Raw genomic sequence first — 15,449 nt, 5'->3', positions numbered from 1 at the left:
GAGGCTATGGTGACGGCACTCATCGAGGATTACGCCCTTATCGGAGATTGCGAAACCGCCGCACTCGTGTCCAGAAATGGCTCGATCGACTGGCTGTGTTTTCCGCGCTTCGACTCTCCCGCCTGCTTCGCCGCCCTGCTCGGCGCTGAGGAGAACGGTTTCTGGTCGCTCTCGCCTTCGGGCGGCAAATACAGCGTCACGCGCCGCTACCGCGACGACACGCTCATCCTCGAAACCGAATTCCAGACCGAGACCGGCACCGCCCTTCTCACCGATTTCATGCCGCTGCGCGATGGCGCGAGCGACCTTATGCGCATCGTCGAGGGCAAGAGCGGCACTGTCGCCTTCGATATGGAGCTCAACCTGCGCTTCGATTACGGCCGTACCGTTCCCTGGGTCACGCATGGCGAAGACGGCGGCATCATCGCCATTGCCGGCCCTGATAGACTGACGCTGAACTGCGCCGTTCCGCTCGAAGGCCGCGGGCTGAGCACGGTGGGCGCCTTCCAGGTCGCGGCGGGCGAGCAGCAGATCTTCACGCTGACCTGGTCGCCCTCGCATCTGCCGCAGCCGGCGCCGCGGCAGGTGGAATATGCGCTGCCGGATACGGAGGAATTCTGGTTATCCTTCGCCGCGAAATGCCCCAAGGTGGGCAAGTGGACGGATCAGGTGAAGCGCTCCCTCATCACCCTGAAGGCGCTCACCTACATGCCGACGGGCGGCATCGTCGCGGCCGCCACGACTTCCCTGCCGGAAAAGATCGGCGGCCCGCGCAACTGGGACTACCGCTATTGCTGGCTGCGCGATGCGACACTGACCCTGCTCGCCCTGATGAAGCTCGGCTATTACGAAGAGGCCCAAGCCTGGCGCAGATGGCTGCTGCGCGCGGTCGCCGGCGCACCGGCACAGATGCAGATCATGTATGGCGTTGCCGGCGAGCGCAACCTGCTGGAATGGCAGGTGCCCTGGCTCAAGGGCTATGAAGGCTCCGCACCGGTGCGCATCGGCAATGCCGCCGCCGAACAGGTGCAGCTCGATGTCTATGGCGAGGTGGCGGATGCCATGCTGCAGGCCCGCAAGGGCGGCCTGCCATCGCATCCGCGCGAGCGCGAGCTGGCGAGGGCCATTCTGCCCTTTCTCGAAAAGGTCTGGGTCGAGCCCGACGAGGGCATATGGGAGGTGCGCGGCCAGCGCCAGCATTTCACCTATTCGAAGGTCATGGCCTGGGTGGCCTTCGACCGCGCCGTCAAGATCGCCGAGGAAGACGGCGAGCCCAGAGCCGCCGCCCGCTGGCGCATGCTCGCCGATCGCATCCATGCCGAGGTCTGCGAAAAGGCTTTCAATGCCGAGCTCGGCTGCTTCACCCAGGCCTACGGCTCGAGCGCGATGGATGCCAGCCTACTGCATCTCGGCATGGTCGGCTTCATTGCCCCCGACGATCCGCGCTATGTCGCGACCGTCGAGACGGTGGAGCGCAAGCTGCTGCGCGATGGCCTGCTCCTGCGCTACGAAACGCAGGAAGTGGATGACGGCCTGCCGCCGGGCGAAGGCGCCTTCCTCGCCTGCAGCTTCTGGCTGGTTGATGCTCTCAACATGATCGGCCGTCGGGAGGATGCATTGAAGCTGTTCGAGCGGCTGCTGGATATCTGCAACGATGTCGGCTTGCTGGCGGAGGAATACGACCCCGCCGCCAAGCGGATGCTCGGCAACTTTCCGCAGGCGTTCAGTCATATCGGGTTGATCAACAGCGCGCTGAACCTAGCGCGGGCTGAGGGGCCGGCGGATCAGCGTTCGGCGTGATGGAAGCAGATGGGGTATTCGCGTGTGGCACCCCCCTCTGGCCTGCCGGCCATCTCCCCCACAAGGGTGGAGATCGACAAGCGGCCTGACTTTCGCACCTCTTGAACGTTGCGCCATCTGCGACGTTGATTGTTTAGGGAAGCCGGTGCGCCCAGCCAATCTCCCTCCTTGTGGGGGAGATGTCCGGCAGGACAGAGGGGGGTGTCCCGCGGCACGCCCTCACCGACTTCACCAACCACCCCGCCACCCCCACTATTCCAAAATCCCGAACGATTCATTCGTTTCCCTTTTGTACTCTCAACCCCTTCCATTTCGTCCTGACTCTCGCCATATTCCGCGCATGGCAAAATCTCCGAAGAAATCCCCCGCCTCGACCGGTTTCGAGGAAGCTCCCCAATCGTCCTTCGAAGGCGCCCCGCTCAGCGGCAGTGTCGCCGATTGGGTGAAGCAGCTCGAGGCAGATGCGGAGTCCGCTGGCATCGAAAGCCAGCGCGAAATCGCCTCCAAGGCGGGCAAGCACCGCAAGAAGGTGGAGAACGAGGCGCGCAAGCACACCGAGGCCGTCAGCATCAACAAGAAGGCGACGGTGAGCAAGACGGCGCGCGGCGTTTCCATCGGCGGTTCCACCGACCCGAAGACGCGTGCAGCCGCCGGCCTCAACCCCGTCGCGGGTCTCGATATCTCGCTCGAGGATGCCGACAAGATCTCGCCCGGCGGCGTCACCGCCACGGTGGAGGCTCTCTCCAAGCTGATCGAGAGCGGCAACCCGCTGCACAAGAACGGCAAGATCTGGACGCCGCACCGCCCTGCCCGGCCGGATAAATCCGAAGGCGGCATCTCCATCCGCATGGCCTCGGAATACAGCCCTGCCGGCGACCAGCCGACGGCGATCCGCGATCTCGTGGGCGGGCTGGAGACCGGCGAGCGCAGCCAGGTGCTGCTCGGCGTCACCGGCTCGGGCAAGACCTTCACCATGGCCAAGGTGATCGAGGAAACGCAGCGCCCGGCGCTGATCCTGGCGCCGAACAAGACGCTGGCCGCCCAGCTCTATTCCGAATTCAAGAATTTCTTCCCCGACAATGCGGTGGAATATTTCGTTTCCTACTACGATTATTACCAGCCGGAAGCCTATGTGCCGCGCTCCGACACCTACATCGAGAAGGAAAGCTCCATCAACGAGCAGATCGACCGTATGCGCCACTCGGCGACGCGCTCCCTGCTCGAACGCGACGATTGCATCATCGTCGCCTCCGTCTCCTGCATCTACGGTATCGGCTCGGTCGAAACCTATACGGCCATGACCTTCCAGATGAATGTCGGCGATAGGCTGGACCAGCGCCAGCTGCTGGCCGATCTCGTGGCCCAGCAATACAAGCGCCGCGACATGGATTTCCAGCGCGGCTCCTTCCGCGTACGCGGCGACACGATCGAAATCTTCCCGGCCCACCTTGAGGATGCCGCTTGGCGCATCTCCATGTTCGGCGACGAGATCGACGCCATCACCGAATTCGACCCGCTGACCGGCCAGAAGACCGGCGACCTGAAATCGGTAAAAATCTACGCCAACTCGCACTATGTGACGCCGCGCCCGACGCTGAACGCCGCCGTCAAATCCATCAAGGAAGAGCTGAAGGGCCGCCTGGTGGAGCTGGAAAAGGCCGGCCGCCTGCTGGAGGCGCAGCGCCTGGAGCAGCGCACCCGCTACGATATCGAGATGCTGGAAGCGACCGGCTCCTGCCAGGGCATCGAAAACTATTCGCGCTATCTCACCGGCCGCGACCCCGGCGACCCGCCGCCGACGCTGTTCGAATATGTGCCTGATAATGCCATCGTCTTCATCGACGAAAGCCATGTCACCATTCCGCAGATCGGCGGCATGTACCGGGGCGACTTCCGGCGCAAGGCGACGCTGGCCGAATACGGCTTCCGCCTGCCCTCCTGCATGGACAACCGCCCGCTGCGCTTCGAGGAATGGGATGCCATGCGCCCGGATACGATCGCCGTGTCGGCGACCCCCGGCGGCTGGGAGATGGAACAGGCCGGCGGCGTCTTCGCCGAACAGGTCATCCGCCCGACCGGCCTCATCGATCCGCCCGTCGAGGTGCGCTCCGCCCGCAGCCAGGTGGACGACGTGCTCGGCGAAATCCGCGAGACGGCCGCCAAGGGCTATCGCACCCTCTGCACCGTGCTGACCAAGCGCATGGCCGAGGATCTGACCGAATATCTGCATGAACAGGGCGTGCGCGTGCGCTACATGCACTCTGACATCGACACGCTGGAGCGCATCGAGATCATCCGCGACCTGCGCCTCGGTGCCTTCGACGTGCTCGTCGGCATCAACCTCCTGCGTGAGGGCCTGGATATTCCCGAATGCGGCTTCGTCGCCATTCTCGATGCCGACAAGGAAGGCTTCCTGCGCTCCGAAACCTCGCTGATCCAGACGATCGGCCGCGCCGCGCGAAACGTCGACGGCAAGGTCATCCTCTACGCGGACAACATCACCGGCTCCATGCAGCGCGCCATGGACGAGACGGCCCGCCGCCGCGAAAAGCAGGTGGCCTATAACGAAGAGAACGGCATCACGCCCGAAAGCGTCAAGGCCAAGATCTCCGACATCCTCGACTCGGTCTACGAGCGCGACCACGTGCGCGCCGATATTTCCGGCGCCTCCGGCAAGGGTTTTGCGGATGGCGGCAACCTCGTGGGCAACAACCTGCAGGCCCATCTCAACGCGCTGGAAAAGTCCATGCGCGACGCCGCCGCCGACCTCGACTTCGAAAAGGCCGCCCGCCTGCGCGACGAAATCAAACGCCTCAAGGCCGTCGAACTCGCCGCCATGGACGACCCGCTGGCGCGCGAGGAGGCCAAGTCGATGGAAGGCAAGAGCCGTAGCGGCTCCTCCTCCGCACCGTCATCCTCGGGCTCGTCCCGAGGATCTGCCAAGGCCGAAGAGACGCAGGCCGGCTACTTCTCAAGACCCAGTCTCGACGAAATGGGCCGCCACGTCGCCACCCCGGCGGATGGCGAGAGCCTCTTCCGCCGCAACACGCTGGACGAGATGACGGTGGGCCGGACGGAAAAGCCGGTGACGGGGCATGTGCCGGAGAAGCCGGAAGCGGCCAAGGGCACGAAGCGGTTTTCGCCGTTGCTGGAGGGCCAGCCGGAGCGTGACGATGTGCGGCCGCTGGTGCGCGGCAAGACGGGTGTCGGGAGCTATGAGGACCCGGGCGAGCAGCGGCGCAAGGGCCGGACGAAGGGCAAGACCGGGCGGCCGGGGCGGTAATGAAGACGTTTCCTTGCCGCCCATAAACGCCTGACATTATCAGGCGTATTGCGCCCCGAAGGAAGCCGCGGTGTCCGATACTGTCCTCCGCTACGTCCCCGCCGCCCCCTATTGGCAACCAACCCCGAAAGCCGCCGCCAGCGCGGTCTCCCTGCTGGAAACACTCGGCCCGGAGCTGACGAAGTGAAAGCACGCTTCGAGGACGCGTACGCTTCTTAGATCCCAGCGAGAACTAGTCCAACGAAGAATACAGCGCCTGCGGCGCGGACGCCGGGGATTGGTGGGGTCGTGCAATGGATGCGGCTTATGCCCGCGGGTTCAAGAATCTCAATACCGAGGCCTTGCTGCGACAAGTCGGTGTCATTGAACCATCTGCGATATGTCTGGCCGGCTGGGTTCGGGCGGTTCGCGCTGGAGGTGCGGAATCCGGAGACGGCGGATACGACCGAGGAACAGGATCGGGCGGTGGCGGCGTGTGTGGGGATGCCGGTGCGGAAGGTTTGGGCGCATTATTAGGGGTGTTAGCGACGACGTGCGGACGATAGCTGACTGGTACAACTCCCCACTCAATTGGTATTTTCGCAGTTTTGTCCTTGACTTAGCAATACAACCATATGATGCAATTATGCCTATGTTAGTTGCCGGACAAAAATTCCATGACATTATCGAATCTTGCGCTCAATCCCGCCGATATGATTGCCGTAGTAGCTAGGACAAATTTGCGCCCAAACGCCGACAATTTCTTGCTGCCAATGTTCGAAAGCATATCTAATTCCTATCATTCTTTTTCCGATAGATTTGGCGCAGATCACGTTGATCGCGGTCGGATCCACATCGAGGTAAACAAAGACCCTGCGAGTATTGTTGTAAAAGATAACGGGTCAGGATTAAATGATTCTAGTATGGAATCATTTAGGACGCCATTCACCGGTCAAAAACTAAAGAAGGGCGGAAAAGGATTTGGTAGATTTATATCGTTCAAAGTTTTTGATGATGTATTGTATCAATCAAGGCACGTTGGAAAATCTCAAGACGAAGCTTTTGCTTTTAGATTTGATATAAATTCAAAGAACAAAGAGATATCGTTTATAGAATTATTTACGACACCTCTTGAGGATTATGGTTGCTGCATAAATCTGTCTGCAGCAAAGGAGACTTTCCAAGCTGTCGCATCCACGCTAAGCGACGAACAAATAATTGATCGTATTATAAGATATTTCCTGCCATATTTTATTTCAGGTCGAATGCCTAAATTAGAGATATTCATTGACGGCATCGGACATGACCCCGATGAGAGATTTCGAAAGCTATTTACTTCTCAAGAAACAGTAATTGAACAAATCGAGATTGATGGGCAGCTGCACGAATTTGAAATTGGAATTTCGCTTTCAGAGAAAGGGACATTGTTCCCCCGCCACGCGATGCTTTTATTCGCAGACGATCGAATTATCGGAAGTGGTCGTAGTATCGAGGGCAAAATTGGAACGTCTCACTTCGTTGGTGAAGATGGTAGGAGCCGTGTTGTCGTCGCCAGCGTAAGCGGCGAATTTCTCAATGTCCGCGCCAACACTGCGCGAACTGATATTGAAGCGAGCGAAGACGAAATAGACGAGATTGCGAACCACGTCAGTCAACTAGTTCTCGATAAACAGGGTGCGTATCGCGAACAACGCAGAGGTGATCAAGCTAAGAGCCTCTCAACTGTCTTCATGCGAAATCCGCTACTTCGAACGGCGTTGACCCAAAACGTCGCAGAGTATGTGCGATCTAAACCGATGAATTGGGGGCCAGAGCAGTTTGTTTCGGATCTGGCGCTTAAACGCTTCCGTGATCAAGGTAGATGGGAAAGAGAACTCAAAGAAAAGACCAAAGATTACGAGTCATTAAAAAGCGCTAGAGAGGAAATTCTTGCTCATATAGAGCAGGAAAACAAAGAAGCATTGGCTTCGTACGTTGTACATCGTCGTACAGTAATTGACCTAGCGGAGAAAATTATTGGGGTCCAAGACCCCGAGGGAACAACAAGCTTAGAGGACGTCATTCACGACATTGTGTATCCGCGTCACAGCGACAGCGAAAATACCAAGTTTTATCAACATAATCTCTGGATGCTGGATGAGCGTCTGGCATTTGTATCTTACATTTCCAGTGACAGAACTATCCATGGTGGACGTCGACAAGCAGGCGACAAAGTTGCGGACCTAATTATGTTTGACGAATGCGCTGTTCTCAATGACAGCGATCTAAACTCGCTTGTTCTTGTTGAATTTAAGAGGCCGGGCAGGAACGACTATAAATTTGGGGATGTAAAACGTGATCCCATTCAGCAGGTCTTTGAGACAATCGGTAAGATAAGACAAGAAAGAAGCCTTATCACATCGAGTGGTACTCGTTTGAATGTCCCGACTGGCACTAGGATATACTCCTATATAGTTGCCGATGTTGAGCCAACACTGCTCGACGTTATCGAAGATCACGATTTTGATGCAACTTGGGATCAACAAGGCTACTACAGATATCATGATAAGCGGGACGCTTTTGTGGAGATATTTGGTTACAGTAAGCTCGTCGCAGATGCGAAGAAGCGAAACAGCGCTTTCTTCGACGTACTTATTGGCGATCTGATTTAGAAGATCGCAACTATGGAATTTCAACGCCTTGCCGTGAGATACGGTGGAGACGACGATCACCGCCCTCTCCACCCTCATTCCTGTGTATGTCACAGGAATCCAGCCGACGCGCGTCCGCGCGGCGAATGATTCATTGACCTACGACAAGTCTCCCCCTGCCCAAGGACTTGGACAGGCTGGATCTCTGTGACAAGCACAGAGATGAGGGGGGTGGGTTTGCCCTCGCGTTCCGTTGTCGGCATCCGTAACTGGCCAGATCCGCCTCGTCGCCCGTCGCATCTCCGGCGTCGCCACCATTAGCATCAAAGGCGTCACCACCGGCCCCGTCAGCGAACGCTCGCGCCATCCGCATGGGGGCCGCAGCAAGATCCCTCACCCACAACCACCCCAAGTAAAGCCACCCAGCTTACATTGCCTCCCACCATCCCCGCCCTAACTCCACCCTGCCCCACCTTCGCGGGCACACCACCACACCCTGGAGCGACACCGTGGCGGCCTATACGACCGATGATGCGATGCGCGAGCTGTCTCAGCTTCTCGCCAAACCGCCGGCGGGCGCGGTGCGTGGGGAATGGGAGGCGACCACGATGCAGGCGGGGCATTCCTCCCGCACGGGCGGCTATCGCAATGCTGACGGCGGGCATGTGGAGGAAGGCAGGCCGGATAGCCTGAGCATGATCGGCGAGATCGTCGAGAAGCTCGAAGCCGGCGCTGCCGAAGGTGGCGATGGCCCCGGTTTCAACAAGGTGGTGATCCGCTGGAAGAAGCCGAAAATTCCCTTCATGCGCGGTCAGGTGACGCTCGAGACCAGTTTTGACCGGTCGATCGTGCCACGCGGGGTCGATGATCCCGTCTATGAGGCGGCGGCCGCCGCACGGCGCGCCTTCTGGCAGGAGCGCGGCGCGGTCGATGCCGGTTTTGCCGCCGAGCGCGGCGCGCCCAACAGCTACAACCAGACGAAATGGTTCGGCCCGCACCGGCGCGTGCTGTCGATCCGTGGCCGTGGCGCGGATGGCGGCGCGGTGCTGCTGCTGGCCACCGACGGGCTTTCCACCCCCTGGGCCGGCATTGCCGATCCCGAGAACGGCGTGGAATGCGAGCTCTTCATGGAATTTGCCGATAACGCGCTGGATGCCGAGGGCGTCGCTGCCTGGGGCAACCTGCTGATCAGCCTCGGCGATCTCGTGGCCGATGGCCATCGCGTCGCGCGCGATGTGGAGAAGCACGGCGCCATTCTCTTCTGCCGGCTGACGGAGGATTACCGGCCGATGACCCGCGTCATGCTGAGCCGCGATCCGGGCCGCATCGAGGGCCTGCCCTTCGGCGCGGTGCCGCTGATCCGCGCCACGCCTGTCGCCGATGCCGAACTCCAGGGACAGGATCTCGACGAGGAATGGGGCGTGACGGCGGCCAAAAGCGTGCTCGCCAGCCGCGGCCTCGCCTTGTGAGGATCGGCGCCATGGCGAAGCTCGAACGCATAGCGCAGCTCTCGCACCGTCCCGGAGGGATCAATACTGCGCTGCGCATCGCGGGTCTTTCGGCCTGCCTTGCGCTGGCGCCGGCAGGTTTTACCGACACCAGAGATCAGGGACACCAGACCATGTTCAAGAGCCTTCTTTCGAAGATCGGGTTTCCGGGCGGGGCTGCGGCCGCGCAGGAGCAACCGCCGGAAACGATCGGCCAGCTGCGCGATGCCGTCGTCGAGCGCCTGCGACGCGAGCCCGAGGTGCAGGAGATCACAGCCGATGCCGCCGACCCGGCGGTGCTGCGCGTGAAGCTTGTCGATGCCGGCGGCGGGACGGTGGATGGAACGGCCAATGTCACCAATGTCTATGGCCGGCTCTACACGCTGAAGAACGATCTCGACAGGGCGGCGGCGATAGAAAACATAGTGCAGACCATTCTGGTGGCGGTGCGCCGGCCGGAGATCGACATGGCCAGGGTCTTCGCCAATATCCGCTTCCGCACGCCTGAAGGCAGCGACGCGCCGGACTGGGCCACGCTGTCGGAACCACTGGCGGGCGATATACGCATCGTCTACCAGCTCGATACGCCCGAGAGCCTGATGGGCCTGTCGCAGGCCGATCTCGGCGCGCACTCGATGGAGGATCTGCGGGCGGCGGCGCGGCAGAATATAACAAGAGAAATGGCCAGCCTGCAGGAAGAGCGGGTGAACGGCGGCATCATCGCCTACCGCCTGCCCGACAACCCGCCGCTGACGCCGGCGATCGTACTATCGGAGGAATTCTGGGCGCGGGTGGAGAAGACATTTCCCGACGGCGCCCTGCTGATGCTGCGCCAGCGCGACGAGGTGGCGGTGATTGACAGGAAGGCGCCGGGTGCCATGGGAACGGCGCAGCGGCTGATCGGCATGGCGCGCGAGCGCGGGACGGATTTCCTCTCGGATCTCGTGTTCGAGCGCCGGGATGGGAAGCTTGAGGTAGCGGAGTGAGGACTCTGCCTGACGCCCCGATTTCATCGCAGCCACGACCGCTGCATCTCTTCGCAGCCGCCTTCGCGATCGCGGCCATCGGCCTCGCATGGTCGCGACCGCCATGCACCCCGTCATCGCGCTCAACGGCTTCGGCCTGACAGGCGTCGGCGGCTCCGCGGCCTATCCGCTGGCGATCTCGGCGGCGGCCCGGCGCACGGACCGGGCAGCCCCGGTCAATGTCGCGGCACTCGCGCAGAAGACGTTCATCGTCCTTTTCGCCATCCGCTTTTCCAATCGGGCGGTCGTGCCCGCCGCAATTCTGCTCAGCAAGGCGCTTGCGCCACCAGCGGCTTCGATTGCCGCGGAGCCGGTGCAGACGCATGGCTAGGCAGCGGCATTTTCTATAGCCTGCGTCGCCAGAACCGCCATCGATCAGCCCCGGAGACCACTTCATGTCAGAACTCCGCATCGACCCCTTCCCCTCGAATGAGGAACTCGCCGTGCTCTGGGCCAGCAGCTGGGGTGGAGTGCAGCCGCCGGATTTCGCCCGCATCCTGCCGCGCAGCCTTGCCCATATCGGCGCCTATCACGAGAACAGGCTGATGGGCTTCGTCAATGTCGCCTGGGATGGCGGCGGGCATGCCTTCATTCTCGACACCTGCGTGCATCACCACATGCGCCGGCAGGGCATCGGCATGGCGTTGGTGCAGGAGGCGGCCCGGGTGGCGCGCGAGCGCGGTGCGCAATGGCTGCATGTCGATTTCGAGCCGCATCTGGCGGGCTTTTACCGCGCCTGCGGCTTCAGGCCGACGCAGGCCGGGCTGATCCGGCTCGTCGAGGCGTGAATTCAGGAAAGAAGCGGCCGGTAGCCGCCGCCGGCTTCGCGCCGGGTCAGGAAGAAATGCAACAGGTTGGCATAGCCGCGCGCATCGTCGATGGCGCGGTGCGTGTGCGGCACGTTGCCCAGCCATTCGCGCGGATAGTGGGCGATATCGCATTCCCACGGCTTGCGCCCCGTCGCCCCCGCCACCAGCGACAGGATGCAGAGCGGCGGATGACGAAACAGGCGATCGGCAATCCACGGCCCCTGATACAGCGGCCGGCCGGTGAAGCGCTTCAGGTAATGATCGAGCCACGGGCCATCGAGCGCCACGGGATGGGCGGCAAAGATCGGCTCGGCCTTGAAGGCCTTCACCCAGGTGACGAAGCGGGCCATGACTTCGGCGGCAGGCTCGGGGTTTTCAGTCGCGGCCGCAAAGGCTTGCGGATGCGCCTGCCAGAAGGCCGTGGTGACCGGGTCGCGCGCGGCGCCCTCGAGCGGCTCCAGCACGGCCTCGAACTCGCCAAGGATCTGGCCGCTTTCGGAAACGGCGACGGAGGCGAAGGACAGCATCGAATGGGTGCCCGGTATCGGGCCGTCGAATTCGCAATCGGTGACGATGTAGATATGCGGCACGCGCGGTTTCTCCCAGGGTCTGCTTCGGCGTTGCGGGCAGCATAGCGGGATATTCTCGGGTTGCCACTGTCACGGATTGTTGTGGCGAGGTTGGCCGCGTGCTTTTGCACGGTCGATTCGATTGAGCCGGAAACGAAGTGCCGTGGGGCACCCCCTCTGCCCTGCCGAGCATCTCCCCCACAGGTGGGGAGATTGGCTGGGGGCGCTGGTTTCCCCAAACAATTGACGTCACAAGCTGCACGACGTCAATGATGTGCGAAGGTCAAGCCTCTGGCCGATCTCCACCCTTGTGGGGGAGATGTCCGGCAGGACAGAGGGGGGTATCCCGCGGCACAGCCTCGCCTTTGGCCTCCCCATAGCCGAGAGAGCGAACGGCAAACCACCCCACAAAAAAACGCCCGGCCATATCATGACCGAGCGTCCTCGACCGGCGCCGTATCAGGCTCCGTGGGATCAATTATTATGCGCCGCGCAGGCTTCGTCCATCGGGGTAGCATTGCTGGTGCCGCCCTGGGTCTGCAGCTTGCCGGGGCCGGTGCCGCTGCTGCTGGCGTGGTCGGGGCAGCGGACCTTGTTCGACTTCATGCTGCCCATTTTCGTGCTGCCGGTGGTGGTCTTGTCCGTAACGACCGGCTTCTTAGCAGTCGTGCCCGCGCCGCCGCCGGAATCGGTGGTGCTCTTGTCCATCGTGTGGGGTGTCGGGGCCGGGTTGGACTGGGCGAAGGCCGATGTGGCCATGCCGAGGGCGAGCAGCGACGCTGCGACAATTTTCATGCGCATTGGTCTTCTCCTGAGAGTCTTCAATTGCTGATCTCTAGCAAACCGTGCGTAAGCGAGATTGTTCCCGGCAATTTTAACCTGCTGCGCTCCCATTCCCCTTTTCAATCTTCGAGCGAGCACCATGTTACGCCTCAATCGGTTCGGCCGGTGGCCGCTTCATTCGAAACGGCCAGAGGGGCAAAGGCCGAATAAAGAGGCGCAGCGGAAACGAGCCGCCGCGCCCGCGTTCGACCTCAAGCCCGGAAAACCCCGCCGGGCTTTTTTCCTGCGCCCCTGTCCCGCATTCCCTCAGCGCCGGCAACTGCCCGGCCTCGACTTCTGTGATATGCTGGGCCTGCTGAGAAGCCGGTCGTGACGGGCGATGGCAGAGGAAATCTGTGCGCCAGCCAAAACGTCCGCCGCCTGCAGTGCACCCGGGGGGAGGAAGTGCAATGACTGCTGACCGTGTTTATAACGTGCTGTTTTTATGCACGCGCAATGCCCCCCGTTCGATCCTGGCGGAATCCATCCTCAATACGGAAGGCAAAGGCCGCTTCAGAGCCTTCTCGGCCGGTAGCCAGCCGACGGGCGCCGTCAATCCGATGGCGCTGAAGGAACTCGCCGCACTCGGCTATCCGACGGAGGGCTTCCGCTCGAAAAGCTGGGACGAATTTGCCGAGCCGGGCGCACCGGAAATGGATTTCATCTTCACGGTCTGCGATACCGCCGCCGGCGAAGCCTGCCCCGTCGGGATCGGCCATCCGGTCAGCGCCCGTTGGGGCATTGAGGATCCGATGACAATCCAGGGCGACGAAACCGACAAGGCCCGCGCCTTCGTGCAAGCCGCCCGCTTCCTCAAGAACCGCATCATGGCCTTCATCAGCCTGCCGCTCGCCTCGATCGACAAGCTGGCGCTGCAAACGCATCTGCATGAGATCGGCGCGATGGAGGGCACGACGATGGCGAGTTGAAGGGTGGTTATAGCACTGTCGAAGACGGATCGCCGGTGAGATACCGACAGCGGCTTGTCCCTTCCTACCGAGCGAAGAACGAACTATTCCCGAAAACTAGAATAGATCAAACTGGAGGTTATTTTTGCCGATCAAGGGAAAATCATATAATTGGGCAATAGCGTTGGCAAAATCAGTCTGACCACCGTAGCTCGGATGGCGCACCGAAACGCAATCAAAGCCGAGAGAACTGACTGCTGCTTGAGCGTCTCGTCCAATGGAAATTATTCTGTTCGGCTTTAAGATATCAAGAATATATCTGAGAAAGCCTATCCCGAGGGAACGCTCGAGAGCAGTATGGCTTCGATTTTCCATCTGCGACTCTCGACCATGCGGATGATACGGGAAGACGTTCCAGAGAAAAATTGGTCGATCGATTTTAGCTAACAAATCCCACACGGCATTAGCTGTTCGCTCTGGCAAAATCGCACCTTTTGTTGCCTGCTGAAATCCGCCTTCATTCATCAAAGCGGAAAGTCTTCCTAGATTGCCCTCATCGGTCAAAGGCAATCCCGTTCTGCGTCCACCGCGATAACCCAAATCGCGACCAACCCAAACCGTTTCAGCTTTTGCGCTTTTCGCAGCCTCGAAGAATAATTTAATATTCCTACGGCGGCACTCTGGCGAACTCAAACTGTCGTATACGCTACATACGTGTTTGTATGGGTTAAATACCCTATCTAGTTCCAACTCAAATAAACTGTTAAAGAATTGATCATCGTCCCGGAATTCGATCATTTCTTCTCTTCTCCGGGAAATACTTTATAACGACACGCGAATCCCTGCGTTTAGTATACATTTTATAGAAAACGTAACAAAGAAATAAAATTGGAAAAATTGCTGCAATATAAATTAGAAACGAATTTACATTCTTGTCAACAAAAGGCTCACCTTTCTCGACCCACTTCCCCAGTACAACTTGCAAAACAGCAACAAGAAGGGCAACAAAAAAAGGAATTCCGACACCTAAAACAATTGCAAAAACCAATTCAACACGACTGCGCAGTTCTTTCAATTCATCAGAAATTGTGTGAATGGAAGTATTGATGGAAGGAATTGATTGAACAAGTTTTGGAGTTATGTGCATATACCCCAATTCATAGCCTTTTGAATATTTTATATCCACCTCCCCATCCAAGGTAGCCAACCAGATGAGAAAACAAGGCTCCCCTTCACTAAGAACAACTGGCTTAGGCCCTGCGTTAAATACCGAAATCACCAATTTGCCCCGGTATCCAGGATCCACATGAAAGCCGCTTACATTTACTAAGCCGGATAATTTAATACCGCTCTTGACGTTTATGAGCGCCATTGCGTCGTGAGGTATTGTGAGAACTTCTTGCGTCAGCAAAAAACAAAACTGTCCGGGAGGTATGACGAAATGTTCGCCCTCGGTCAATTTTCTCGCGACGTTTTCGTCACGCGGCTTCCCATCGATACTTACATAAACCTCATCGCCGACATGCAAGGTATAAGCATTGCAATCAATATTTCTCTGATGATGCGGGTCGAAGATTCGGTTGATTTCTTGAGAGAGCTTTTTTCCGGACCAAAACATCAAATTTTCTCAGGGTGATACGCTTGACGATGTGCAAGAATATCGCGCCGCTCTTTTAGCCCAGCCATAAGATCGATCTCATTTACTTCTGCGCATCTAACGACCCACTCCAAGATGTCTGAATTCGCCGCAAGAGCTATTTCTCTGAAACTCTCCAAATGATCAATCTTTTCACAAGCATCTGCGAACCGTCCCACGGCATCTGCAAATGTCAAAATATCGGCGCCAACTGGTGAATCTAAATTGCTATCTAAGTTCAAACGCTGATTTAGCGCGTTAGCCGCGCTTAAAGTAATGAGCAACGTATCAACAAGCGTCGCCTTCAGAGTTTTTTGCTCCTTAACTCCACGAGCTAAACGTCCTACATATTTCGCGTAATGCAAACCGTAGTGCTTCATGCGTTCCATCTTATGGAGAGAGAGAATCTCAAGATGGTTATGCATGTCATGGTACTGCTGAGCTACTTGGAGGTCTTTAAAATTAAGCTCTCGCATTCTCGCCTCCCAATTCGACTCGTTT

Annotated in this window: 12 protein-coding genes and 1 pseudogene; 8 read left to right on the top strand and 5 right to left on the bottom strand. The window is 59.1% G+C overall.

The annotated features are described in order from the left end of the window. Window positions 1–9 precede the first annotated feature (9 nt). The 7 genes and pseudogenes from H4W29_RS20890 to H4W29_RS20855 all read left to right on the top strand — a co-directional run bounded on the left by H4W29_RS20890 (window position 10) and on the right by H4W29_RS20855 (window position 10,992). Window positions 10–1,800 (top strand): glycoside hydrolase family 15 protein, encoded by a 1,791-nt coding sequence (locus H4W29_RS20890; RefSeq protein WP_192730811.1) that lies wholly within the window; start codon window positions 10–12, stop codon window positions 1,798–1,800. A gap of 340 nt (window positions 1,801–2,140) precedes the next feature. Continuing rightward, window positions 2,141–5,083, top strand: a complete 2,943-nt coding sequence (uvrB, locus tag H4W29_RS20885; RefSeq protein WP_192730623.1) for an excinuclease ABC subunit UvrB — start codon at window positions 2,141–2,143, stop codon at window positions 5,081–5,083. Between the two features lie 656 nt (window positions 5,084–5,739). Then, a complete protein-coding gene (locus H4W29_RS20875; RefSeq protein WP_192730622.1) occupies window positions 5,740–7,713 on the top strand; it encodes a Shedu immune nuclease family protein in 1,974 nt (657 codons plus the stop codon). Window positions 7,714–8,201: 488 nt separating this feature from the next. Beyond that, window positions 8,202–9,161, top strand: a complete 960-nt coding sequence (locus tag H4W29_RS20870; RefSeq protein ID WP_192730621.1) for a hypothetical protein — start codon at window positions 8,202–8,204, stop codon at window positions 9,159–9,161. Between the two features lie 11 nt (window positions 9,162–9,172). Next, window positions 9,173–10,165 carry a DUF1444 domain-containing protein gene (locus H4W29_RS20865; protein ID WP_246517271.1) on the top strand — a complete coding sequence of 331 codons (993 nt, stop codon included), beginning with the start codon at window positions 9,173–9,175 and terminating at the stop codon, window positions 10,163–10,165. Window positions 10,166–10,197: 32 nt separating this feature from the next. Continuing rightward, window positions 10,198–10,535 (top strand): annotated as a pseudogene (locus H4W29_RS20860) (MFS transporter); the annotation flags it as partial. Window positions 10,536–10,599: 64 nt separating this feature from the next. Further along, entirely contained in the window at window positions 10,600–10,992 is a 393-nt protein-coding gene (locus tag H4W29_RS20855; RefSeq protein WP_192730620.1) for a GNAT family N-acetyltransferase, read from the top strand. A 2-nt stretch (window positions 10,993–10,994) separates the two neighbouring features. Here H4W29_RS20855 and H4W29_RS20850 read toward each other — a convergent pair whose 3' ends face one another. Next, a complete protein-coding gene (locus H4W29_RS20850) occupies window positions 10,995–11,603 on the bottom strand; it encodes an exonuclease domain-containing protein (RefSeq protein WP_192730619.1) in 609 nt (202 codons plus the stop codon). A gap of 453 nt (window positions 11,604–12,056) precedes the next feature. Then, on the bottom strand, window positions 12,057–12,383 hold the full coding sequence (locus H4W29_RS20845; RefSeq protein ID WP_192730618.1) for a hypothetical protein: 327 nt from the start codon (window positions 12,381–12,383) through the stop codon (window positions 12,057–12,059). Window positions 12,384–12,814: 431 nt separating this feature from the next. On the opposite strand from H4W29_RS20845, the gene H4W29_RS20840 reads away from it, so the two are divergent. Beyond that, window positions 12,815–13,333 carry an arsenate reductase ArsC gene (locus tag H4W29_RS20840; protein WP_192730617.1) on the top strand — a complete coding sequence of 173 codons (519 nt, stop codon included), beginning with the start codon at window positions 12,815–12,817 and terminating at the stop codon, window positions 13,331–13,333. A gap of 96 nt (window positions 13,334–13,429) precedes the next feature. Here H4W29_RS20840 and H4W29_RS20835 read toward each other — a convergent pair whose 3' ends face one another. From H4W29_RS20835 to H4W29_RS20825, 3 genes are read right to left on the bottom strand one after another with little or no spacing between them, the layout of a single operon-like run. Further along, a complete protein-coding gene (locus H4W29_RS20835; protein WP_192730616.1) occupies window positions 13,430–14,110 on the bottom strand; it encodes a uracil-DNA glycosylase in 681 nt (226 codons plus the stop codon). Beyond that, window positions 14,088–14,930 carry a dCTP deaminase gene (locus H4W29_RS20830; protein ID WP_192730615.1) on the bottom strand — a complete coding sequence of 281 codons (843 nt, stop codon included), beginning with the start codon at window positions 14,928–14,930 and terminating at the stop codon, window positions 14,088–14,090. The genes H4W29_RS20835 and H4W29_RS20830 overlap by 23 nt, the downstream gene beginning before the upstream one ends. After that, complete coding sequence (locus H4W29_RS20825; protein ID WP_192730614.1) at window positions 14,930–15,424, bottom strand: hypothetical protein; 495 nt, start codon at window positions 15,422–15,424, stop codon at window positions 14,930–14,932. Before H4W29_RS20825 ends, H4W29_RS20830 begins: the two co-directional genes overlap by 1 nt. Window positions 15,425–15,449 lie beyond the last annotated feature (25 nt).

The sequence above is a fragment of the Rhizobium viscosum genome, from assembly GCF_014873945.1.
Lineage (GTDB): Bacteria > Pseudomonadota > Alphaproteobacteria > Rhizobiales > Rhizobiaceae > Rhizobium > Rhizobium viscosum.
Note: the sequence above shows the minus strand (reverse complement) of the source record. Positions and strands in the feature narration are given on the sequence as shown.